Here is a 20,033-nt window from a genome sequence, read left to right as displayed (position 1 = left end):
CAGGGCTGCCGCGCCGGTCAACGGAGCTGGATCAGGTGGTCCGAGGCGGGCCGCAGCTCCCCGATCACCGTGCCGCCCGGCACCTCGCCCGCGACAAGCAACCCGCCCGAGGTCTGGGCGTCGGCAAGCAGCAGCCGCTCGGAGTCGTCGGCGCCGCCGAAGTCGGTCCACGGCGTCACCCAGTCGAGGTTGCGGCGGGTGCCCCCGCTGACGTACCCGTCACGCAGCGCCTCCCGCGCGCCGGGCAGGTACGGCACCGCGGCGGTGTCGATCGCGACCGTGAGCCGGCTGGCCCGGGCCAGCTTCGAGGCGTGCCCGAGCAGCCCGAAGCCGGTCACGTCAGTGCCGCAGCGGATCCCGGCGGCCACCGCCGCCCGGGCGGCGTCCCGGTTGAGCCGGGCCATCGACTCGACCGCCTCGGGAAACCGCTCCCCGGTCTGCTTGTGCCGGGTGTTGAGCACGCCGACGCCGAGCGGCTTGGTGAGTGACAGCGGCAGCCCGGCCCGCCCGGCGTCCAGGGTGATCAGTTCCTCCGGCCGGACCACGCCGGTGACCGCCAGGCCGTACTTCGGGCCGTCGTCGTCGACGCTGTGCCCGCCGGCCAGGTGACAGCCGGCCTCGTTCGCCACGTCCTGCCCGCCCCGCAGCACCTCGCGGGCCAACTCCAGCGGCAGCACCTCGCGCGGCCAGCAGAGCAGGTTGAGCGCGACGAGCGGGGTGCCACCCATGGCGTACACGTCGGAGAGCGCGTTCGCGGCGGCGATGCGGCCCCAGTCGTAGGCGTCGTCGACGACCGGGGTGAAGAAGTCGGCGGTGGTCACCAGGCCGGTGCGCGCGTCCAGCCGGACCACCGCGGCGTCGTCGCCGTTCTCCAGGCCGACGAGCAGGTCGGCGGTGCCGGCGCTCGGGCCGAGGCCGGCGACCATCGCCTCCAGCTCGCCGGGCGGGATCTTGCAGGCGCAGCCGCCGCCGCGGGCGTGATCGGTCAGCCGGAACGTGTCGGTCATCGCCTCATGATCTCCGCGATCCGGCGCCGCCGCCACTGGGACGCGCCTTCGGCAACGGAATTCGGACGCACCGGCACGCCGTCGACCGGTGTTACCGCTCCGTGACCATCTCGGTTGCGTTCTGCCACGTCACCCCGCCTACAGTTGCCCAACCGGGGGTCGACCGACCCCCTTTCCGGCACGGACGACAGGGACGACAGGGACGGTGGACGACGTGACGACGGGCGACCCGCTGATCGTGCTCGACGGGGTCAACAAGTGGTTCGGGCCGCTGCACGTGCTCGACGACGTGTCCCTCTCCGTCGGCCGGGGCGAGGTGGTCGTGGTGATCGGCCCGTCCGGCTCCGGCAAGTCGACGCTGTGCCGCACGATCAACCGACTGGAGCCGATCGACAACGGCACCATCACGTTCGACGGGCAGCCGCTGCCGGCCGAGGGCAAGCCCCTGGCCAAGCTGCGCAGCGAGGTCGGCATGGTGTTCCAGTCGTTCAACCTCTTCGCGCACAAGAGCATCCTGGAGAACGTGACGCTCGGGCCGATCAAGGTACGCAAGGAGAAGCCGGCCGCCGCCCGTGAGCGCGGCCTGGCCCTGCTCGACCGCGTCGGCATCGCCAACCAGGCGGACAAGTACCCGGCGCAGCTCTCCGGCGGCCAGCAGCAGCGGGCGGCGATCGCCCGCGCGCTGGCCATGCAGCCCAAGGCGATGCTCTTCGACGAGCCGACGAGCGCGCTCGACCCGGAGATGGTCGGCGAGGTGCTCGACGTGATGACCTCGCTGGCCCGCGACGGCATGACCATGGTGGTGGTCACCCACGAGATGGGCTTCGCCCGGCACGCGGCCAACCGGGTCGTGTTCATGGCCGACGGGCAACTGGTCGAGGACGCCCCGCCGGCGGAGTTCTTCGAGAACCCGCGCAGCGAGCGAGCCAGGGACTTCCTTTCCAAGATCCTCACGCACTGAGCGTCCCCGTAGTGGAGTCGTCCCGGCGGCTTCGTGGAAGAAGGAGAATGATGATGCGTTACAAGCGCGTGGCGGCGGTCGCCGCGGCGGCAACTCTGGCGCTCGGCCTGGCCGCCTGCGGCGAAAAGGACGGCGACGAGGGCACCGGCGCCGGGAGCAAGGACTTCGCGGCCGGCAGCACGATGGAGCGGCTGAACAAGGCCCAGGCGATCAAGGTCGGCACCAAGTTCGACCAGCCGGGCTTCGGCCAGAAGGGCCTGTCCGGCAAGCCGGAGGGCTTCGACGTCGAGATCGCCAAGATCATCGTGAAGGAACTCGGCATCCCCGAGGACAAGATCGAGTACGTCGAGGCCCCGTCGAAGGTCCGCGAGGACGTCATCGTGAACGGCACCGTCGACCTGGTCGCGGCCACCTACACGATCAACGACAAGCGCAAGGAGCGCATCGCGTTCGCCGGGCCGTACTACGAGGCCGGCCAGAACATCATGGTGCGCAAGGACGAGACCGCGATCACCGGTCCGGACTCGTTCAAGGACGGCGCCAAGAAGGTCTGCTCGGTCACCGGCTCCACCCCGGCCGAGGAGATCAAGAAGTACGTCAAGGACGTCGGCTCCCAGCTTGTGCTCTTCGACACCTACGACAAGTGCCGCGACGCCCTCAAGGGCAAGCAGGTCGACGCCGTCACCACCGACAACGTCATCCTGCTCGGCTACATCGCCAAGGACGAGTCGTCCTTCAAGATGGCCGGCGACAACTTCACCAAGGAGCCGTACGGCATCGGTGTCAAGAAGGAGGACACCGACTTCCGCAACTTCGTCAACGACACGTTGGAGAAGGCCTTCTCCGACGGCAGTTGGAAGAAGGCGTGGGACGACACCGCCGGCAAGTTCGGCGCCACGCTCGGCGACGCCCCGACCGTCAACCGCTACTGATCCGTCCGATCCGGAGGGTGGGGAGGAAACCGACCCGTGAATGTGCTCATCGACAAGTTCGACGTCTTCGCGGGCGGGTTCTGGCTCACCCTCCAGATCTGCGTACTCGCCGCGATCGGCGCCCTGATCCTGGGCGCCGTCGTGGCGGTGCTGCGCATCTCGCCGGTGCCGCCACTGCGCGCCGTCGGCACCACGTACGTGAACATCTTCCGGAACATGCCGCTGACCGTGGTGCTGTTCTTCGCCGCGTTCGGCCTGCCGGCGCTGGGGTCGAACGCGGAGTTCCTGCGGATCCCGGGCCTGGAGGTGATCTTCAGCCGGCTCGGCACCGACCTGCCCTACTTCCGCTTCGGGCTGATCGCCCTGGTCCTCTACACGGCCGCGTTCGTCTGCGAGGCGCTGCGCTCCGGGGTGAACGCGGTGTCGGCCGGCCAGGCCGAGGCGGCCCGGTCGCTGGGCCTCACCTTCGGCCAGAACCTGCGCCACGTGGTGCTGCCGCAGTCGTGGAAGGCGTCCGTGGTGCCGCTCGGCTCGGTCATCATCGCGATGATCAAGAACTCCGCGCTCGTCGGCTTCTTCGGCGTCGTGGGTGACCTCTCCCAGACCGCCGACCAGCTCACCTCCGCCGGCGGCTACGCCTTCATCCCGGTGGCGATCGGCATCTCCGTCGGCTACCTGATCATGACGGTGCCGCTCGGCGCCCTGCTGGACCGGATCGAGAAGCGACAGGCGGTGGCCCGATGAGCCGGCAGACCAGCGTCCTCTACGACGTTCCGGGCCCGCGCCAGCGCCGGATCACGCTTATCAGCAGCCTGGTCGCCGTCGTGGTGGTGCTGCTCGGCGCGTACCTCCTGATCTACCGGCCGTTGGCCGACAAGGGCCAGCTCTCGATGGAGCTGTGGGGTCCGCTTATCGACCCGTCCAACGAGAACTTCTCCCAGGTCTGGGACCGGCTCGGGCTCGGCCTGAAGAACACGCTCACCGCCGCGGCGCTTGCCATCGTCGCGTCCCTCGTCGCCGGCACCCTGCTCGCCGTGCTGCGGATCCAGCTCAAGAGCCTGACCCGGCGGCGCTTCACCGGCCTGGCCACGCCGCTCGCCTATCCGCTGCGCGGGCTGAGCTGGCTGCTGTCCGTGGTGACCCGGGTCTGCGTCGAGGTGTTCCGCGGCCTGCCGGTCGTCATCACCATCTTCTTCGTGGCGCGCGGCTTCCCCGAGTTCGGCATCTCGTTCGACAACCTCTGGTATCTCGTCATCGGCCTGACCGTCTACAACTCGGTGGTCATCGCCGAGATCCTGCGCTCCGGCATGGAGGGGCTGCCCGGCGGCCAGGGCGAGGCCGCCGCCGCGATCGGGCTCTCCCCGTTCCAGACCACCGGGATGATCCTGCTGCCGCAGGCCTTCCGGATCATGCTGCCGGCGCTGATCAGCCAGCTCGTGGTGGTGCTCAAGGACACCTCGCTGGGCTTCATCATCAGCTACGAGGAGACGCTCAACATCGGCAAGCAGATCATCGGCGTGCTCGGTAACCCGATCCAGGTGTACGTGGTGATCGCCGTGCTCTTCATCGCGATCAACTACACGCTGTCGAAGCTCGCGCAGTACACCGAGCGTCGCCTCTCCCGAGGCCGCAAGTCCACCGGGACGGCGCCCACCCCGCCGCCCGCCGTGCTCGCCTCACAGGCCGAGGGCGCCGGCGGCGCCGGCTGACCGACGAAGCGGAAAGGGCCGGCCGGAACGCATCCGGCCGGCCCTTTCGCGTACGCCAGTCAGCGGGCGATCTCGGTGACCCGGGACTCGCGCACCACCGTCACCCGGATCTGCCCCGGATAGGTCAGCTCCTCCTCGATCTGCTTCGCCACGTCCCGGGCCAGCACCGCCGCGCCGATGTCGTCCACGTCGTCCGGCTTGACCATCACCCGGATCTCCCGGCCCGCCTGCATGGCGAAGACCTTCTCCACGCCGAGCTTGCCGGCCGCGATCTCCTCGATCCGCTCCAGCCGCTTGACGTACGCCTCAAGGCTCTCCCGCCGCGCCCCCGGCCGCCCGCCCGAGCAGGCGTCCGACGCCTGGGTGAGGACCGCCTCGATGGTCTGCGGCGGCACCTCGTTGTGGTGCGCCTCGATGGCGTGCACCACGTCCTCGGCCTCGCCGTACTTGCGGGCCAGGTCGGCGCCGATGATGGCGTGGCTGCCCTCCACCTCGTGGGTCAACGCCTTGCCGATGTCGTGCAGGAACGCGCAGCGCTTGATGGTCGGCACGTCCAGTCGCAGCTCGGCCGCCATGGTGCCGGCGATGTGCGCGGTCTCGACCAGGTGCTTGAGCACGTTCTGCCCGTACGACGTCCGGTAGCGCAACCGGCCCAGCAGGGTGACCAGCTCCGGGTGGATCTCGGTGATGCCCACCTCGACCAGGGCGTCCTCCGCGGCCCGGTGGCACAACTCCTCCACCTCCTGCCGGGCCAGGTCGTAGACCTCCTCGATCCGGTGCGGGTGGATCCGGCCGTCGAGCACCAACTTCTCCAGCGTGAGCCGGCCGACCTCCCGGCGGACCGGGTCGAAGCAGGAGAGCAGCACCGCCTCGGGCGTGTCGTCGATGATCAGGTTGACGCCGGTGACCGACTCGAAGGCGCGGATGTTGCGCCCCTCCCGGCCGATGATCCGGCCCTTCATCTCGTCGCCGGGCAGGTGCAGCACGCTCACCACGCTCTCCGCGGTCTGCTCGCTGGCGACCCGCTGGATCGCGTCCACCACGATGTGGCGGGCGCGCTGCTCGGCGGTGCCCCGCGCCTCGGACTCGATCTCCCGGACCAGCAGCGCGGCCTCCCGCTTCGCCTGCCCCTCGATCGACTCGACAAGCTCGGCGCGGGCCGTGTCGGCGGTCAGGCCGGCTACCCGTTCCAGCTCGCGGCGGCGCTGCTCCTCCACCTCGGTCAGCGCCCGCTCACGTTCGCCGAGCGCGATCTCCCGGGCGGCGAGCGCGGCGGTGGCGGCGGTGAGCTGCCGTTCCCGCTCGGCCAGCCGCTCCACCTCCTCGGTGTGCAGCCGTTCCCGCTCGTCCATCCGGGCCGCCCGCCGCTCCACCTCGGCGGCCTGTTCCCGGGTGGTGGCGGCGAGCACCGCCACCTCCCGCTCGCCGCTGCGTCGCGCGGTGGTACGCAGTTGGTCGGCGTCCGCCTCGGCCTGCTTGTGCGCCCGTTCCAGCACGGTGTCGGCCTCGGCCCGGGCGTCGTCGAGCACCCGCCGGGCCTCCGCCCGGGCGGCCTTCGCCTCGGCCTTCGCGGCAGCGGCCTCGGCGCGGGCGGCGGAAGCGGCCGACTTCGCCACGTCGATGGTGCTGTTCGCCTCGTCGGCGGCGTTGCGGAGCGCGGCCAGGGACTGCTCCTGCCGGTCCTTCTCCGCGATGAAGGCCGGGTCCTCCGGCGCGGGGGCCAGGCTGAGCCGCTTGAGCGTACGCACGCCGAACAGCACCGCGCCGATCACCAACGCGACAAGCAGCAGGACCACCACGAGGAGGACCACGTCGAAGGCGCTCATCGCGTGACCCCGCAGCGGTGTGCCGCTCCGTCGAACCCCGCCGCCGCGCCGGCCCCCGCGGTCCCGTCGAACCGCTTCGCCGTGCCGGCCAACGCCGCCCCCGCGGTCCGCGCTGCCGTGCCGGTTCGGTTCGCGTCTGGTGTCCGCCGTGACGTGGCGGGCCGCTGCGCCGCGTGGAGCGGCAGTGGTCGCTCCGTCGGTCGCGAATCGTCTGTGGGCCGGGATCGGATACCCGGCGAAGACCGGCCGGGACCGTGTGGCAGACCGCCGGTGAACCTGTGCCGCCGCGCCATGGCCGCCTCCCCTGAACGTCGGTCGCAGGACACGCGCGAAGACGCGCGCCTGCGGCTCTGGACGCCCGACCGGAGCGGCTGGCTCTGGGCAGCTTTCCGTCGGCGGTGCCCCTCGTTGGGCACCGCCAGCGGCCGGTTGCAGTTGTCGGACGCTCCGGACGGATCCGGAGCTGCCGTCAAAGGCCGGTGAAGCTGGCCAAAGTGATGCTGTCTTGTTACGCGTTCTATGTTGTGCGCTTAGCCTGCGCTGGTCGGGCAAAGTGAGCCTGTATGGCGAGGCTAGGTCGCTAGGGGCCGTTCGGTCAAGGAGTCATGATCAAACCACCCGGACGGAGAGAAGTTGACCCGTCACGGATTGCTGAGAATATGCCGGACAGCGCCGGACAAACCTCGCCGCCCGTCACCTCCCCGTGACCTTTCCCGCCTGCTCAGACCACACGCCGCACCGCCAGAACCCACCCGCCCCCTCTCCCGCCCTCCAACCCCTCGGTGATCAAGGAGTTGACGTCAAGAACGATCACCCACCAGACACAAACCCCTTGATCACCGACCCACGATGACCTCGCCAGCCCCGGCGATCATGAAGTTGACGGCCGTTTTGGAGATCAACTATGCCGTCAACTTCATGATCGCCGGGGGCAGAGGGGCAGGGCAGGGCAGGGGGGCGGGGTGGGGGGTAACTGTCAGGGGGTGATCTGGGCTTGGGCGGCTTGGACCAGGGTGTGGTTGTCCGCTGGGGTGCTGCCGTCGGGCAGCAGCAGCGTGTCCTCCAGGCCGATCCGGGTGTGCAGGCCCTTTCGGACCGCCTCGGCGAACACCGGCCAGGTGGCCGGGCCTTCGCCGTGCAGCAGCACCGGCGGGCACCCGTCGGGCAGCCCGTCGCCGATCGCGGTCGCGTCGGCCAGCCGGACCGGCATCGCGGTCGCGTCGGCGAGCGCGGCGAGGATCGCGGTCGCGTCGGCGAGCGCCGCCTCCACCGGTTCGGCCATGCACTCGACGAGGACCCGCCCGGTCGGTGTCGACCAGCGGCGCCAGGCATGCACCGCCGCCTCCGTCCAGAGGCCGGCCTCGACCATGACGCCGCGCTCGTGCAGGGCCGCGGCGACCTCCGCCGCCCCTGGCTCGTGGGCGTTGACGGAGGCGAAGTCGGGCAGCACCGTCCAGGCGCGGACGGCGGCGACCCGCTCGGCCGGGTCGGGCACGATCCAGGCGCCGGTGCTCACGCCGACCGGCAGGCCGGGGCGGGCCGCCCGGACGGCGGTGAGCGCCGCGGCGATCACGGCCGGGTCGAGCGACTCGGCGCCGCTGTCGTCACGGGGGTGGACGTGCACCGCCGCCACCCCGGCCTCCGCGCAACGGACGGCGTCGACCGCCAGCTCGGCCGGGGTGAGCGGCACGGCGGGATGCTCGTCCCGCCGCCGGCCACCGTTCAGGCACGCCTTCAGCACCGGCGCGCACCCCTCCCGCACGCCTTCAGCATGGATGTGCACCCTTCCCCACGGTCCTCACGATGTTGACGCGCCGGGCCGGTCAGTCGTGCCGGCGGGCGTCGAGGTCGTTCTCGGCGTCGGCCATCGCGTCGGCGTCGATGTGCTCGGCGAACTCGGCCGCCTCGGCGCTCTGCGCGGCGAGGGCGTCCTTCACCGCGCGGATCGCCACGCCGGCCGGGTAGCCCTTGCGCGCCAGCATGCCGACCAGGCGCCGGAACACCGCGTCGGGCTCGCCACGGGCGGTGCGCAGCTTCCGCTCCACCAGGGCCCGGGCCGTCTCCTCCTCGGTCTCCTGGTCGATCCCCTCCAGGGCGGCGCCTGCGACCTCGCCGTCGACGCCCTTCTGGCGCAGCTCGTTGGCGAGCGCCCGGCGGGCCAGCCCACGGCCGGTGTGCCGGCTGCTCACCCACGCCTGGGCGAAGGCGGCGTCGTCGACGATGCCGACCTCGTCGTAGCGGTCGAGGACCTGCTCGGTCACCTCTTCGGAGATGCCCCGCCGGGTCAGCGCGCCGGCCAGCTCGGCCCGGGTGCGTGGCCGGGTCGCGAGCTGCCGCAGACATATCTCCCGGGCCAGCTCGGCCTCGTCACGCGGCGGAGCCGGAGCCTCCCCTGGTTCGGGCTCCGCCGCGCGGCCACGGCGCCCACGGCGAGGCTGGGGCGTGCCGGTGGCGTCACCCGGACGGGGTGGGCTGGCATCCCAGCCCCGCCCCGTGCGGGCGCGTCGTCCTGCCACGGATCAGCGGATCAGAAGTCGACCGGCGGCAGCTCCGGGCCGCCGGTGGCGTCGCCCGCACCACCGGTGCCGACGCCGAGCTTCTCCAGGATCTTCTTCTCGACCTCGGCCGCCACGTCCGGGTTCTCGCGCAGGAACTCGCGGGCCTTCTCCTTGCCCTGGCCGAGCTGGTCGCCGTCGTAGGTGTACCAGGCGCCGGACTTGCGGATGATCGCCTGCTCCACGCCCACGTCGATCAGGGAGCCCTCGCGGGAGATGCCCTTGCCGTACATGATGTCGAACTCGGCCTGCTTGAACGGCGCGGCGACCTTGTTCTTCACGACCTTGACCCGGGTGCGGTTGCCGACCACGTCGGTGCCGTCCTTGAGGCTCTCGATGCGGCGCACGTCGAGCCGGACCGAGGCGTAGAACTTCAGCGCCCGGCCACCGGTGGTGGTCTCCGGGCTGTTGTGCACCATGACACCGTCGACGAAATAGTTGTGGTTGCCCTCCACCTCGATGTCGAACCGGTTCATCGACCGGGTACGGGGCTTGACCCGTACGTCGATGACCCGCGCCGGCACCGGGGTGAGCTCCGCCGGCACGAACTGCGGCTCCACCACGCACTGCCCCCGGAATCGGGGCAGGAGCTTCGACTCCATGGCGACCGGAACGTAGGGCGCGATCAGCTCTTGGAACGTCGCCGACGCGTCGGTGGTGAAGATGATCGACGCGGTCTGCCGGGCGCCTCGCGCAACCAGCTTCACGTCCAGGCCGTACGCGTCGCGCAGGTGGTCGACCAGACGGGTCCTGGTCCCCTCCGCCATCGCCTCGACGCAGATCTCGATCCGACCCGAACCACCTGCCGTTCGCTTCTGCAGGCCCTTGGAGCGCAGCGTGAAGCAGCCGTCGTCCATGAACCACACGGCGAGCGCCAGCGGGGTCAACGCCTTGAGGTAGTCCCAACTGAGATGCTTCTTACCGTCACCGAGATATACCGCGCGACGCAGCTCGTCCAGCTCGGGCAGCGGCGTGAAGTCGACGAAGCTCGCGCCACGGGCGTCGGTGCGGCGGGAATGGCTGATGTTGCCCAGCAGGGAGACCTTCCAGTCGAGGTAGGCGACCTGCTGGGCACCGTGCCCCAGGCGGAAGCGGACACCGGAGCGGTCCCGCTGGTTCGGCGACAGCGCCCCGTCGCCCATCAGCGAACCGAGCACGACCTGCCACTGCTGCTCGCTGAGACGACGCGACTCGGCAAGCATCACCCGGTCGCCGGCGATCAACTCGCCCGCCTCCCGCCAGCCGCCGGGCGTCCGGATCATGTGATTGGCGGTCGCGGCGAACTGGGACCGGCCGTTGCCGCCGGACCTGGCAACGGTGAACTGGAGGAACTGCTCCGCCGGCCCGTTGTTGAACCAGTTGGTGATCCGCTTGGGCTCCACCCGGTCGGTGTCCGGGTTGTAGGAGAGAACCTCGACATCCATCCGCTGGTTGACGATCTTGCCGATCTTCTCCTGCGTGCCGTCGGCCAGGGTGACCCTGGTCGAGTACGACATGCAGCCGAACATCACGCCGATCTTCTCGCGGAGCTGGTTGATGAAGATCGCGGTGGTGCCGGTGTTGTTGAGGATGCCGGTGATCTTCCGCAGCGCCTGGCTCATCAACCGGGCCTGGAGGCCGACGTGGCTGTCGCCCATCTCGCCCTCGATCTCGGCGCGCGGCACCAGGGCGGCGACCGAGTCGATCACGATGATGTCGATCGCGCCGGAGCGCACCAGCATGTCGGTGATCTCCAGCGCCTGCTCGCCGGTGTCCGGCTGGGAGACCAGCAGGGCGTCGGTGTCGACACCGAGGGCCTTCGCGTACTCCGGGTCGAGCGCGTGCTCGGCGTCGATGAACGCGGCGATGCCACCGGCCCGCTGGGCGTTGGCCACCGCGTGCAGGGCGACAGTGGTCTTACCGCTGGACTCCGGACCGTAGATCTCGACGACCCGGCCGCGGGGCAGACCGCCCACGCCGAGCGCCACGTCGAGCGCGATGGAGCCGGTCGGCGTGACCGCCGTCTGGATGACGGGCCGCTCCCCCAGCCGCATCACCGAACCCTTGCCGAATTGCTTATCGATCTGAGCGAGAGCAAGGTCGAGTGCCTTCTCCCGGTCCGGCCCTGCCGCCATCGTTGCCACCCCTGCCTTCGCCGGCGTCTTTCCTGAGCTTCGCGTCACGCGGGACACGCTAGGCGCTGGGTCCGACAGAAAACCAGCCGACGGGCCGCGAGCTGTGGACGAGCACCCCGCTGTGGACAATAGCCGAACAGGTGTACGACTGGGCAAGCGACACGCGGAACCGCCGAAAAGGCTGCTCAGCGTAGTCGCGCGGGCACCCGGTCGGGATACGCGGCCACCACCGCGCGCCACACCACGTGCGTCTCCTCACCGGCGGCCAGGGCCTGCTCGACGGTCCGCCCACCGAGTTGGGACAACACCTGGTCGCTGGCGATGCTTGCCGCGTAGCCCGGCCCGAACGCCTCCTCCAGCCGCGTCCAGAAGTCGGTCAGCCGCACGTGTTCAGTCCTCCTCGTCATGTCCGGCAGCGCCGGAACCCCCGGCCGCGCCGGGAACGCCGCCGGTACGCCGCAGCGCCAGCGCCACAAGCGGCACCACCGCGATCGCCGCCAGCAGGGTGAGCGTCGGGTACCCCACGGCCCGCAGGACGAACCCGCTCACCGCTGCCGCACCCGCCCCGGCCAACCCCATGAGCAGGTCGGACAGGCCCTGCACGCCGGGCCGGTCGGCGGTGGGCACCGACTCCGACAGCAGCGTCGAGCCCGCCACCATGGTGCCCGACCAGCCCAGCCCGAGCAGCGCCAGCCCCACCGAGAGCGACGCGGTGTGGTGGCCCGCGGTGCCGGCGACCGCGCACGCCGCCAGCAGCAACGCCACGCCGCCGAGGATCACCGGCCGCCGGCCCAGCCGGTCGGTCAGCCAACCCACCACCGGCGACAGCGCGTACATGCCGGCGATGTGCAGGCTGAGCACGATCCCCACCACCCGCAGCACGTCCGCGTCGGAGTGCCACTCGCCGAGGTGCACCGGGGTCATCGACATCACCGCGACCATCACCAGGTGCCCCACCGCGACCGCCGCGATGCCGAGGCGGGCGGCCGGCCGCCCGCGTACCGTCCGCCACGCGGCGACCATGCCCCCGCGGCGGGTGACCGCCGGTGCGGGGCCGGCGGGACGGGTGTCCTCGGCCGCCGCCAGCCGGCGCGCGGTGAGCAGCGGGTCCGGCCGGAGCAGGACCAGGAGTACGGCGGCGGCCAGCACGAACGCGACGGCGCTGAAGGCGAACGGGCCGGCCAGCACCGGCAGGCCCCACCCCCGGGTGGTGTCGTCGGCGAGCGCGGCGAAGTTCGGCGCGGCCACCGAGCCGATGGTGGTGGCCCAGACCACGAGCGACAACTGCCGGCCACGGCGCTCCGGCTCGGCCAGGTCGACGGCCGTGTAGCGGGCCTGGAGGTTGGCTGCCGTGCCGCCACCGAACAGCAGCATGCCGACGAAGAGCAGCGGCACCACGTGGGTCGCGGTGGCCACCACCACGAGCACACCGCCGGCCGCGCCGACCAGATAGGCCGCGACCAGGCCGGGTCGCCGCCCGCGGGCCGCCATCAGCCGGGTCACCGGTACGGCGAGCAGCGCGGCACCGACCACCCCGGCGCTCTGCGCCAGCCCGGCCAGGGCGGTGCCGGCGACCCGGGCCGCGAGCAGCGCGCCGACCGAGATGCCGATGGCGACGCCGACGCCGCCGATGATCTGGGTGCAGACGAGCAGCCGGAGGGTACGCCGCTGGATGCCGGCGATGTCGGGCCGAGGCGGTGCCGGGGCGGTCAGGTCGGTGGTCATGGCGCTCCTGGGGGACGGCGGGGGCCTCATCGTCCCCTACCGGAGCGGCCGACCGGCACCCGGTTTCGCTACAGGCCGAGGCCGCGGCCGATGATCTCCTTCATGATCTCGGTGGTGCCGCCGTAGATGGTCTGCACCCGGCTGTCCAGCCAGCCCTTCGCCACCGGGTGCTCCAGCATGAAGCCGTAGCCGCCGTGCAACTGCACGCACCTGTCGGCGACCCTGGTCTGAAGCTCGGTGGTCCACCACTTGGCCTTCGCCGCGTCGGTCACCGAGAGCCGGCCCGCGTCGTGCTCGGCCACGCAGTGGTTGACGAACGTCCGCGCGATGGTGACCTCGGTGTCCAGCTCGGCCAGGAGGAACCGGTTGTGCTGGAACGCACCGATCGGTCGGCCGAACGCCTCCCGGGACCGGGCGTACCCGACCGTCAGCGCGAGCAGCTTCTCGCAGGCCGCCACCGCGCCGACGGCGATGCTCAGCCGCTCCCGGGGCAGGTTGGCCATCAGATGGTAGAAGCCCTGGTTCTCGACGCCGATCAGGTTCTCCGCCGGCACCCGGCAGTCGTCGAAGAACAGCTCGGCGGTGTCGTTGGCCCGCAGGCCGACCTTGGCGAGCCGGCGGCCCCGGTCGAAGCCGGGGGTGCCGCTCTCCACCACCACCAGGCTCACGCCGTGCGCGCCCTGGTCCGGGGCGGTCTTGACCACCACCACCACGAGGTCGGCCATCTCCCCGTTGGTGATGAACGTCTTCTGGCCGTTGAGCACGAGCGAGTCGCCGTCGCGGACCGCTGTGGTGCGGATGCCGGCCAGGTCGCTGCCCGCGCCCGGCTCGCTCATCGCGATCGCGGTGACCAGGTCGCCGGAGCAGAAGCCGGGCAGCCAACGCTTGCGCTGGTCGTCGGTGGTCAGCTCGGTCAGGTACGGCGCCACCACGTCGTTGTGCAGGCCGAAGCCCAGCCCGGTGCAGCCGGCCGCGACGATCTCCTCGTCGAGCACCGCGTTGAACCGGAAGTCGCGCTGCCCACCACCGCCGTACGCCGGGTCGACGTCCGGGCCGAGCAGGCCGGCCCCGCCCGCCTTGTGCCACACCTCGCGGTCGACGATGCCCTCGGCCTCCCACCGCTCGTGGTGCGGCACCGCCTCCCGGGCCAGGAACCGGCGGCACAGGTCCCGGAACTCCTCGTGGACGGGCTGGTAGAGATGCTGCTCCATGGCGGCCAGTCTGACACCGCTCACCCGCCCCGGACAGGGGCCCGGTGGCCGGCCGGCAAACGAGGCGCGTCAGGATGGCCGGATGGGCACATTGACCGGAGCACAGATCGCCGACGCCGGGCTGGACGGGTGGACGTACCTACTCGGCGCCTTGCACACCCGCATCCGTACCCCGGATTTCGCGGCCGGCCTGGCGCTGGTGGCCGCCGTCGGCGCGGAGGCCGAGCGGGTCGACCATCATCCCGACCTGGACCTGCGCTACACCTTCGTGGACGTGCGGCTCCGGTCGCACGACGTGGGCGGGGTCACCGACCGTGACCTGCGGCTGGCCCGGACCATCTCGGCGCTCGCCGCCGACGCCGGCCTGACGCTCACCCACGTCGGCCTGACCCGGCTGGAACTCGCGCTCGACAGCCCGGAGCACGCCGCCGTGGCGCCGTTCTGGCGGGCGGTCCTGGCTTGGGCGCGACCGGACGACGAAGGGGCCGCCGACGACGAGGTACGCGATCCGGCCGGCGCGCTGCCGACGATCTGGTTCCAGGCATCGGGCCGCGACGAGCCCCGGCAGCGCTGGCACCCGGACGTGTGGGTCGACCCGGCCGAGGTCGCGCCGCGCATCGAGGCGGCGCTCGCAGCGGGCGGCACGCTCGTCAGCGACGCCGAGGCGCCGAACTTCTGGGTGCTCGCCGACCCGGACGGCAACCGGGTCTGCCTCTGCACGTGGCAGGACCGCGGCTGACTCAGCGGGCGGGGAGCCGCACCCGACCGTCGCCGACCGCCCGGCGCTCCACCCGCAACCCCTTCGACTGTACGAAGATGCGCCGCCGCCGGACCGCCTCGCCCTTGGCGTCCAACTCGTAGCCGTCGACCCACCGCCAGCCGTCGAAGGTGGCGGCGTCCGTGACGTCCCTGATCACGCGGAACCGGATCGGCTTCGTGAACTGGACGCTCGCGGTCCTGGTGATCAGCAGGACGTCACCGCCGTTCAGCTTCACCGGTTTCCTTCCGGTCCCGCCAGGCGCGCAGGGTCTCGCACGCTCGCGTGAGTCGTTCACAACCGCCGTCCGCCTCGCACCGGGAGCAGGGCTGCCGGTGATGGAAGTCGAGCACGTAGCCGGCCAAGATCACGGAGAACGGCGGCGTCGCGTGGGCGCCGGCCCGGTCGGGGTACGCCGTGGCCGGCTGCACCATGTCGACCGGCTCGTCCTCTCGTTGGAACCACTTCCACCTGGGCATCTCCGGCCTCCGCATCGTCGTCGCTTCGCACACGATGCCGAACGGTGACAAGACCCTCACACAGCGTTGCTGTATGTTCGTGAGACGTCGGGGACGTCCATTGGGGAGGGCACCGTGAACCACGGACTCATAGCGGCCATGACCGAAGCGGGTGAGACCGCGGAGAGCCTCGCAGCTCAGACAGGTGTCGACCCCAAGACGGCACAGCGCTGGGTCAGTCGTGGGCGCATCCCTCGCCCCCTGGCCCGCTCCCGGGTAGCGGCCATCCTCGGCAAGGACGTAAAGGACCTGTGGCCGGACGTGCTCAAGAGACGTGAGCCGTCATGGTTCCGCCCCTGGGCCGAGATCGAGCGGGAAGCGCTGGCCCTACGTGGATTCGAACTTGCCTGGGTGCCGGGGCTGTTGCAGACCGAAGCGTACGCCAGAGCGACGCTGGCGATGGAGTCACTGACCACGCAGGAGGTGGACGAGCTGACCACCGCTCGGATCGAGCGTCAGTCGATCCTTCGCCGCTCCCGGCCGCCGCTCTTCGTCGCGGTCATGGACGAGGCGGTCCTTCACCGTCCGGCCAACTCAGACCGTTCAGTGATGCACGAACAATGCCTGCACATCCTCGCCTGCGCCGAGCTGAACTCGGTACAGGTGCACGTAGTTCCCCTCAACACGCCGCTGTACCCCGGAATGGGAGGTCCGTTCGCGATGGCCGAGATGCCGGACGGCACTCGCGTAGCCCATATTGACGCGCAGGTCAGGGCGCAGATCATCGAGGACCGGGGTGAAGTCGGTACCCTGGAACAACGCTGGGCGCGCATAGTAGGGGAAGCTCTCCCTCGAACTCAATCGATCAACCTCATCAGAGAAGCGGCAGCGTCATGGACCTGAGCAGCGCGCACTGGCACAAGAGCACGAAGAGCGGCAACAACGGTGGCAACTGCGTGGAGGTTGCGGCAAATCTCCCTGGCGTCGTCGCTGTCCGGGACAGCAAGGACGAGCACGGGCCGGCGCTGGTGTTCGCCCCGGATACGTTCGAGACGTTCGTTGCCGCGGTCAAGGACCAGCGCCTGGGCTGACCTGGCCGCCTCAGGTCGGACAGCCTCAGGGGGTGCGGCTCGCGTTCTCCTGCGTGCGTAGGCGGTGCGCCCGCTGCCGGCAGCGGGAGCTGCAATAGCGGGCCGGCCTGCCGGTCTGTGCCGTGGCGATCGCGGTCCCGCACATGTCGCAGGTGGCCGGCCGGCCGGCCGGCGGGGTGACCGGCGCTACCCAGGTGTCGCTAGTTTCGTAACGCTCTTGCGGCACTGCGGCGGGCCTTGTAACGAAACCCGGAACTCCATCGGTCATCCGATCCGGACGGAACACCTCGATCATCATCTCGGTCATTCGTCCCGGCGTGTCCGCCTTTGCGGCCCCCTCGGCCGCGACACAGGCCAGGACTAGGGCGATGACGTCGGCCGGTTCGAGGTCGGCCCGGACCGCGCCGGCCCGCTGCGCCCGGCGGAGGATCTCCCCGAGTGCCTCCCGGAAGGCGCCCTGAGTGGTCGGCAGCGACGCCGAGTGGGACATCTCGTGGGCGTCGAACGCCTCACAGAGCGCCCGGTTGAACAGCGCGGCGGCGACCATCTCGCGGAACACCGCGAGGAATGCGTCACCGGGTTCCTCCGCGGCGCCGAGGCTGCGTACGGTGGCGAAGAGTTGCGCCAGTCGGTCGGTGACCACGGCCTCGAAGAGCGCGTCCTTGCTGGGGAAGTGCCGGTACACGGTGCCGGTCCCGACGCCGGCTCGGCGGGCGATCTCGTCCAGCGGCACGGTGACGCCCTCGGCGGCGAACGCCTCCCGGGCGGCCTGGAGAACCCGCGCGCGGTTGCGGGCGGCGTCGGCCCGCAGCGCCTGGGCGGAGCCGCTCGCGCTGCTGGTTTCCGACGCGGACGGCACTGGCGGCGTCCGGGGAGTGCCGGCGATGGTGACCTCCGATCCGGCCGGACAGACCCGGCTTTGACAGCGGAACGCTCGTTCCGTAACTTAAGGGGAGGCAGCGTTCCGATTGTAGTTCGTTGCCCACGTCTCAGGCCCATTGTTGACGAGGAGTCCCATGACCGACGTTGCCGGTTCCGCAAAGACGCACCACCACGAGATCGTGAACGGGCTCCGCGCCGTGTTCCTCGCCAAGGAGGGGGCGGCGGACCTGATGGCCGCCCTGTTCGCGGTCGACGGGGTGTACGAGACCATGTTCACCCTGCCCGGAATAGCGACCCGGTTCGAGGGCCGGGACGTCATCCGCGAGCACCTGCGAACGCGGCTGGGCGGCGCCGCAGCGGTCCTCGACACGCGCGAGGTGAACGTCACCACGTACCCGGGCGCCGATCCCGAGATCCTCGTCGTCTCGATCGAGCTGGTCGGGTTCTCGCGCGGCACCGACAGTGACTTCCGCATCCATTCGTCGCTCGGCGTGCTTCGCATCCGGGGTGGCGAGATCGTCACGTACCACGACTACCCGAACGCGATCGGCGGCTCCGCCGCCGCGGGCAGCCTCGACAAGCTGGGTGCCCTGCTCACCAGCTTCGCGGGGCAGCGGCCGAGGTCGTAACCACGACTGCATCATCACCGCAGACGCTGCGCGGCTGACTCAGCTCAACGCCCCTGCGGCCACCTTCAGGTCGGCGACCAGTCCGTCGTACGCGATGTCCTGGTTGTCGGCGCGTAGCACGGCGGACGGGTGGATGGTCGCGAGCAGCCGGGTGGTCGGCGCGTCGGCGACCGCGCCGGCGCGGTCCACCGGCACCCCGGCGAAGTCCTCCGGATGTTGCGCGGCGGCCGGCCACGGCAGCAGTTCGCCGCGCTGCCTCGTCACCCGGAACGTCGGGCCGAGCAGCGCCTTGGCGGCGGTGGCGCCGAGCACCACCACGATCTCCGGGTGGAGCCGGGCGAACTCGGCGACCAGCCAGGGCCGGCAGGCGGTGATGTGCACCTGGTCCGGAGTCTGGTGGATGCGTCGCCTGCCGCGCAGCTCGAAGCGGAAGTGCTTCACCGCGTTCGTCAGGTAGAGCTGGGCGGGGTCGAGGCCGGCGTCGTCGACGGCCCGGCGCAGCAGCCGGCCGGCCGGGCCGACGAACGGCAGTCCCTGCTGGTCCTCCACGTCCCCCGGCTGCTCGCCGACGAGGACCACCCGGGCGCGCTCGTCACCCCGGCCGAAGACGGTCTGCGACGCGTCCCGGTACAGCTCGCAGCCCCGGCAGCCGGCCGACGCGGCCCGCAGCGCGGCGATGGTGTCCGCCTCCGGCGGGATGAACTCCTGCGCCCCAGGCGCGCTCCCGGTCTCGACCATGCCGACCGTTCTACCCCACCCACCGCCCGCCACGCCGCATCTCCCCGCGTGTTAAGCGGGGCCCCCGCCTCTACCGAAAGCGTTAATAGGGGGCCCCGCCTTCCACCGGGGCGCGGGTGAGGGCGTCGGCGAGCCCGGGGAGGTCGGGGTCGTCGAGGGTGCTCACGGTGATCCGGACGGCGGGGGCGGCGGCGATCCGGTAGAGACTTCCCGGCGCCACCGACCAACCGGCGTCGCGCAACGCGGTGACCGCGACCGTCTCGTCGGGCACCGGCACCCAGACGTTGATCCCGGTCCGCCCGTGCGCAACCATCCCGCGCGCGGCAAGCGCGGCGACCAGGCCGTCGCGCCGCCTGTCGTAGCCGCCGGCCGCGCGCCGCACCAGCTCGCCGGTGGCCGGGTCGCGCCAGAGCGACAGGACCAGGCTTTGCAGCACTGTGGACACCCAGCCGGCGCCGACCCGCGCCCGGCCGGACACCCGCGCCACGGTGGCCTCGTCGCCGGCGAGCACGGCGAGCCGCAGGTCGGGCCCGTAGGGCTTGCTCACCGACCGGACGAAGGCCCACGCCGGGGTCGCCCCGGCGAGCGGGTGCAGGGGTACGCGGGCCAGCTCGGCGGCGTGGTCGTCCTCGATCACCAGCAGGTCGGCGCGGCCGGCGAGCAGCGTACGCAGCGCGGCGGCCCGGTCGGCGGTGACTGCCGCGCCGGTCGGGTTCTGGGCCCGGCTGGTCACCACGAGCGCCCGTACCCCGGCGGCGAGCGCGGCCCGCACCCCGGCCACGCTCGGGCCGTCGTCGTCCACCGGCACACCGACGGTACGCAGCCCGAGCGCGGCGATCAGGTCGAGCAGGTTGGCCCAGCCCGGGTCCTCCACCGCCACCGCGTCGCCGGGGTGCAGGTGGGCGGCGAGCAGCCGTTCGATGCCGTCGAGCGCGCCGCCGGTGACGGTCAGCTCGTCGGCCGGCACCCCGTCGGCGGCGAGCCGTTCCCGGGCGACCGCGGCCAGCTCGGGCAGGACGGCGGCGTCCGCGTACCCGGTCGGGGTGCCGACCTCGGCGGCGAGCGCGGCGAGGTGCGGACCGAGCGGGGGCAGCAGCCGTTCGTCGGGGTGCCCGTCGGCGAGGTTCCGGGTGCCGGGTCGCGGCGGGGGCGCCAGCGCGGCGCGGCGGGTGGCCACCGGCGGCCGGGGGCGGACCCGGGTGCCGTGCCGGCCGGCGGTCGCGACCAGCCCCCGGTGCCGCAGGTCCTGGTACGCCCGCGCGACGGTGGCCGGGCTGACGCCGAGGTCGGCGGCGAGCGCGCGAACTGCGGGGAGGGGGTCACCGGGCGCGAGGTCGCCGGCGCGGATGGCGGATTCCACGCTCGCCGAAATGGCCGCCGACGTGGACCCGGTCACCTGATAATGTGCTGCCACAGTTCGAGGATTGTACTAGAACAA

At 71.6% G+C, this 20,033-nt stretch carries 21 protein-coding genes and 2 pseudogenes; 8 read left to right on the top strand and 15 right to left on the bottom strand.

The features are described from left to right. Positions 1-17: 17 nt before the first annotated feature. Positions 18-1,007, bottom strand: coding sequence for a selenide, water dikinase SelD (gene selD, locus SM450_RS11590; RefSeq protein WP_474619722.1), 990 nt, complete (start codon positions 1,005-1,007; stop codon positions 18-20). Positions 1,008-1,212: 205 nt separating this feature from the next. On the opposite strand from selD, the gene SM450_RS11585 reads away from it, so the two are divergent. The 4 genes from SM450_RS11585 to SM450_RS11570 are packed head-to-tail and all read left to right on the top strand — an operon-like array spanning position 1,213 to position 4,609. After that, the gene (locus SM450_RS11585) at positions 1,213-1,968 is read left to right on the top strand and encodes an amino acid ABC transporter ATP-binding protein (protein ID WP_474619721.1); all 756 of its coding nucleotides are present in this window, start codon (positions 1,213-1,215) and stop codon (positions 1,966-1,968) included. A gap of 53 nt (positions 1,969-2,021) precedes the next feature. Beyond that, the gene (locus SM450_RS11580) at positions 2,022-2,900 is read left to right on the top strand and encodes a glutamate ABC transporter substrate-binding protein (protein WP_474619720.1); all 879 of its coding nucleotides are present in this window, start codon (positions 2,022-2,024) and stop codon (positions 2,898-2,900) included. A 36-nt stretch (positions 2,901-2,936) separates the two neighbouring features. Beyond that, positions 2,937-3,644 (top strand): amino acid ABC transporter permease, encoded by a 708-nt coding sequence (locus tag SM450_RS11575; RefSeq protein ID WP_474619719.1) that lies wholly within the window; start codon positions 2,937-2,939, stop codon positions 3,642-3,644. Further along, entirely contained in the window at positions 3,641-4,609 is a 969-nt protein-coding gene (locus tag SM450_RS11570) for an amino acid ABC transporter permease (protein ID WP_474619718.1), read from the top strand. Before SM450_RS11575 ends, SM450_RS11570 begins: the two co-directional genes overlap by 4 nt. A 59-nt stretch (positions 4,610-4,668) precedes the next feature. On the opposite strand, the gene rny is transcribed toward SM450_RS11570, so the two are convergent. From rny to SM450_RS11525, 9 genes and pseudogenes are all read right to left on the bottom strand, one after another. Next, positions 4,669-6,435 carry a ribonuclease Y gene (rny, locus tag SM450_RS11565; RefSeq protein ID WP_474619717.1) on the bottom strand — a complete coding sequence of 589 codons (1,767 nt, stop codon included), beginning with the start codon at positions 6,433-6,435 and terminating at the stop codon, positions 4,669-4,671. Positions 6,436-7,411: 976 nt separating this feature from the next. After that, the gene (locus tag SM450_RS11560; RefSeq protein ID WP_474619716.1) at positions 7,412-8,197 is read right to left on the bottom strand and encodes a 3-keto-5-aminohexanoate cleavage protein; all 786 of its coding nucleotides are present in this window, start codon (positions 8,195-8,197) and stop codon (positions 7,412-7,414) included. 61 nt (positions 8,198-8,258) lie between these two features. Further along, positions 8,259-8,951, bottom strand: coding sequence for a regulatory protein RecX (locus SM450_RS11555; RefSeq protein ID WP_474619715.1), 693 nt, complete (start codon positions 8,949-8,951; stop codon positions 8,259-8,261). Between the two features lie 11 nt (positions 8,952-8,962). Then, positions 8,963-9,466, bottom strand: a complete 504-nt coding sequence (locus SM450_RS11550; protein WP_282294463.1) for a hypothetical protein — start codon at positions 9,464-9,466, stop codon at positions 8,963-8,965. Between the two features lie 171 nt (positions 9,467-9,637). Then, positions 9,638-10,252 (bottom strand): annotated as a pseudogene (locus SM450_RS11545) (LAGLIDADG endonuclease); the annotation flags it as partial. Then, positions 10,253-11,104, bottom strand: a pseudogene (gene recA / locus SM450_RS11540) (recombinase RecA); the annotation flags it as partial. 185 nt (positions 11,105-11,289) lie between these two features. Then, on the bottom strand, positions 11,290-11,490 hold the full coding sequence (locus SM450_RS11535) for a DUF3046 domain-containing protein (RefSeq protein WP_018785963.1): 201 nt from the start codon (positions 11,488-11,490) through the stop codon (positions 11,290-11,292). A 4-nt stretch (positions 11,491-11,494) separates the two neighbouring features. Beyond that, entirely contained in the window at positions 11,495-12,829 is a 1,335-nt protein-coding gene (locus SM450_RS11530; protein ID WP_474619714.1) for an MFS transporter, read from the bottom strand. Positions 12,830-12,897: 68 nt separating this feature from the next. Beyond that, positions 12,898-14,040: an acyl-CoA dehydrogenase family protein gene (locus SM450_RS11525; protein WP_474619713.1), complete on the bottom strand. Its 1,143-nt coding sequence runs from the start codon at positions 14,038-14,040 to the stop codon at positions 12,898-12,900. Between the two features lie 82 nt (positions 14,041-14,122). On the opposite strand from SM450_RS11525, the gene SM450_RS11520 reads away from it, so the two are divergent. Next, positions 14,123-14,779 (top strand): VOC family protein, encoded by a 657-nt coding sequence (locus SM450_RS11520; protein ID WP_474619712.1) that lies wholly within the window; start codon positions 14,123-14,125, stop codon positions 14,777-14,779. A gap of 1 nt (position 14,780) precedes the next feature. Here the strand turns inward: SM450_RS11520 and SM450_RS11515 are convergent, their stop codons facing one another. Together SM450_RS11515 and SM450_RS11510 are read right to left on the bottom strand one after the other, a co-directional pair. Then, positions 14,781-15,035: a hypothetical protein gene (locus SM450_RS11515; RefSeq protein WP_474619711.1), complete on the bottom strand. Its 255-nt coding sequence runs from the start codon at positions 15,033-15,035 to the stop codon at positions 14,781-14,783. Beyond that, a complete protein-coding gene (locus SM450_RS11510; RefSeq protein WP_474619710.1) occupies positions 15,016-15,276 on the bottom strand; it encodes a hypothetical protein in 261 nt (86 codons plus the stop codon). The genes SM450_RS11515 and SM450_RS11510 overlap by 20 nt, the downstream gene beginning before the upstream one ends. 114 nt (positions 15,277-15,390) lie before the next feature. Here SM450_RS11510 and SM450_RS11505 point away from each other — a divergent pair, with 114 nt between their 5' ends. Then, on the top strand, positions 15,391-16,158 hold the full coding sequence (locus SM450_RS11505; protein WP_474619709.1) for a DUF5753 domain-containing protein: 768 nt from the start codon (positions 15,391-15,393) through the stop codon (positions 16,156-16,158). After that, positions 16,149-16,346: a DUF397 domain-containing protein gene (locus SM450_RS11500; protein WP_281584333.1), complete on the top strand. Its 198-nt coding sequence runs from the start codon at positions 16,149-16,151 to the stop codon at positions 16,344-16,346. Before SM450_RS11505 ends, SM450_RS11500 begins: the two co-directional genes overlap by 10 nt. A gap of 25 nt (positions 16,347-16,371) precedes the next feature. On the opposite strand, the gene SM450_RS11495 is transcribed toward SM450_RS11500, so the two are convergent. Further along, a complete protein-coding gene (locus SM450_RS11495) occupies positions 16,372-17,205 on the bottom strand; it encodes a TetR/AcrR family transcriptional regulator (protein ID WP_474619708.1) in 834 nt (277 codons plus the stop codon). A 157-nt stretch (positions 17,206-17,362) separates the two neighbouring features. Between SM450_RS11495 and SM450_RS11490 the strand changes: the two genes are divergently transcribed. Then, on the top strand, positions 17,363-17,857 hold the full coding sequence (locus SM450_RS11490) for a nuclear transport factor 2 family protein (RefSeq protein WP_474619707.1): 495 nt from the start codon (positions 17,363-17,365) through the stop codon (positions 17,855-17,857). 39 nt (positions 17,858-17,896) lie between these two features. Here the strand turns inward: SM450_RS11490 and SM450_RS11485 are convergent, their stop codons facing one another. Then, positions 17,897-18,595, bottom strand: coding sequence for a UdgX family uracil-DNA binding protein (locus SM450_RS11485; RefSeq protein WP_474619706.1), 699 nt, complete (start codon positions 18,593-18,595; stop codon positions 17,897-17,899). An 82-nt stretch (positions 18,596-18,677) separates the two neighbouring features. Then, on the bottom strand, positions 18,678-20,009 hold the full coding sequence (locus SM450_RS11480; RefSeq protein ID WP_474619705.1) for an aminotransferase class I/II-fold pyridoxal phosphate-dependent enzyme: 1,332 nt from the start codon (positions 20,007-20,009) through the stop codon (positions 18,678-18,680). Positions 20,010-20,033: the final 24 nt, after the last annotated feature.

It is taken from the genome of Micromonospora marincola, assembly GCF_056150385.1.
The sequence above is the reverse complement of the archived record's forward strand: the minus strand, read 5'-3'. Positions and strand labels throughout refer to the sequence as shown.

What these genes read in the sequence shown, in the direction of transcription:
- selD (WP_474619722.1), bottom strand. Translation starts at nt 1,007, where the DNA reads ATGACCGACACGTTCCGGCTGACCGATCACGCCCGCGGCGGCGGCTGC.
- SM450_RS11580 (WP_474619720.1), top strand. Translation starts at nt 2,022, where the DNA reads ATGCGTTACAAGCGCGTGGCGGCGGTCGCCGCGGCGGCAACTCTGGCG.
- SM450_RS11570 (WP_474619718.1), top strand. Translation starts at nt 3,641, where the DNA reads ATGAGCCGGCAGACCAGCGTCCTCTACGACGTTCCGGGCCCGCGCCAG.
- rny (WP_474619717.1), bottom strand. Translation starts at nt 6,435, where the DNA reads ATGAGCGCCTTCGACGTGGTCCTCCTCGTGGTGGTCCTGCTGCTTGTC.
- SM450_RS11550 (WP_282294463.1), bottom strand. Translation starts at nt 9,466, where the DNA reads ATGAACCGGTTCGACATCGAGGTGGAGGGCAACCACAACTATTTCGTC.
- SM450_RS11530 (WP_474619714.1), bottom strand. Translation starts at nt 12,829, where the DNA reads ATGACCACCGACCTGACCGCCCCGGCACCGCCTCGGCCCGACATCGCC.
- SM450_RS11525 (WP_474619713.1), bottom strand. Translation starts at nt 14,040, where the DNA reads ATGGAGCAGCATCTCTACCAGCCCGTCCACGAGGAGTTCCGGGACCTG.
- SM450_RS11520 (WP_474619712.1), top strand. Translation starts at nt 14,123, where the DNA reads ATGGGCACATTGACCGGAGCACAGATCGCCGACGCCGGGCTGGACGGG.
- SM450_RS11510 (WP_474619710.1), bottom strand. Translation starts at nt 15,276, where the DNA reads ATGCCCAGGTGGAAGTGGTTCCAACGAGAGGACGAGCCGGTCGACATG.
- SM450_RS11500 (WP_281584333.1), top strand. Translation starts at nt 16,149, where the DNA reads ATGGACCTGAGCAGCGCGCACTGGCACAAGAGCACGAAGAGCGGCAAC.
- SM450_RS11490 (WP_474619707.1), top strand. Translation starts at nt 17,363, where the DNA reads ATGACCGACGTTGCCGGTTCCGCAAAGACGCACCACCACGAGATCGTG.
- SM450_RS11485 (WP_474619706.1), bottom strand. Translation starts at nt 18,595, where the DNA reads ATGGTCGAGACCGGGAGCGCGCCTGGGGCGCAGGAGTTCATCCCGCCG.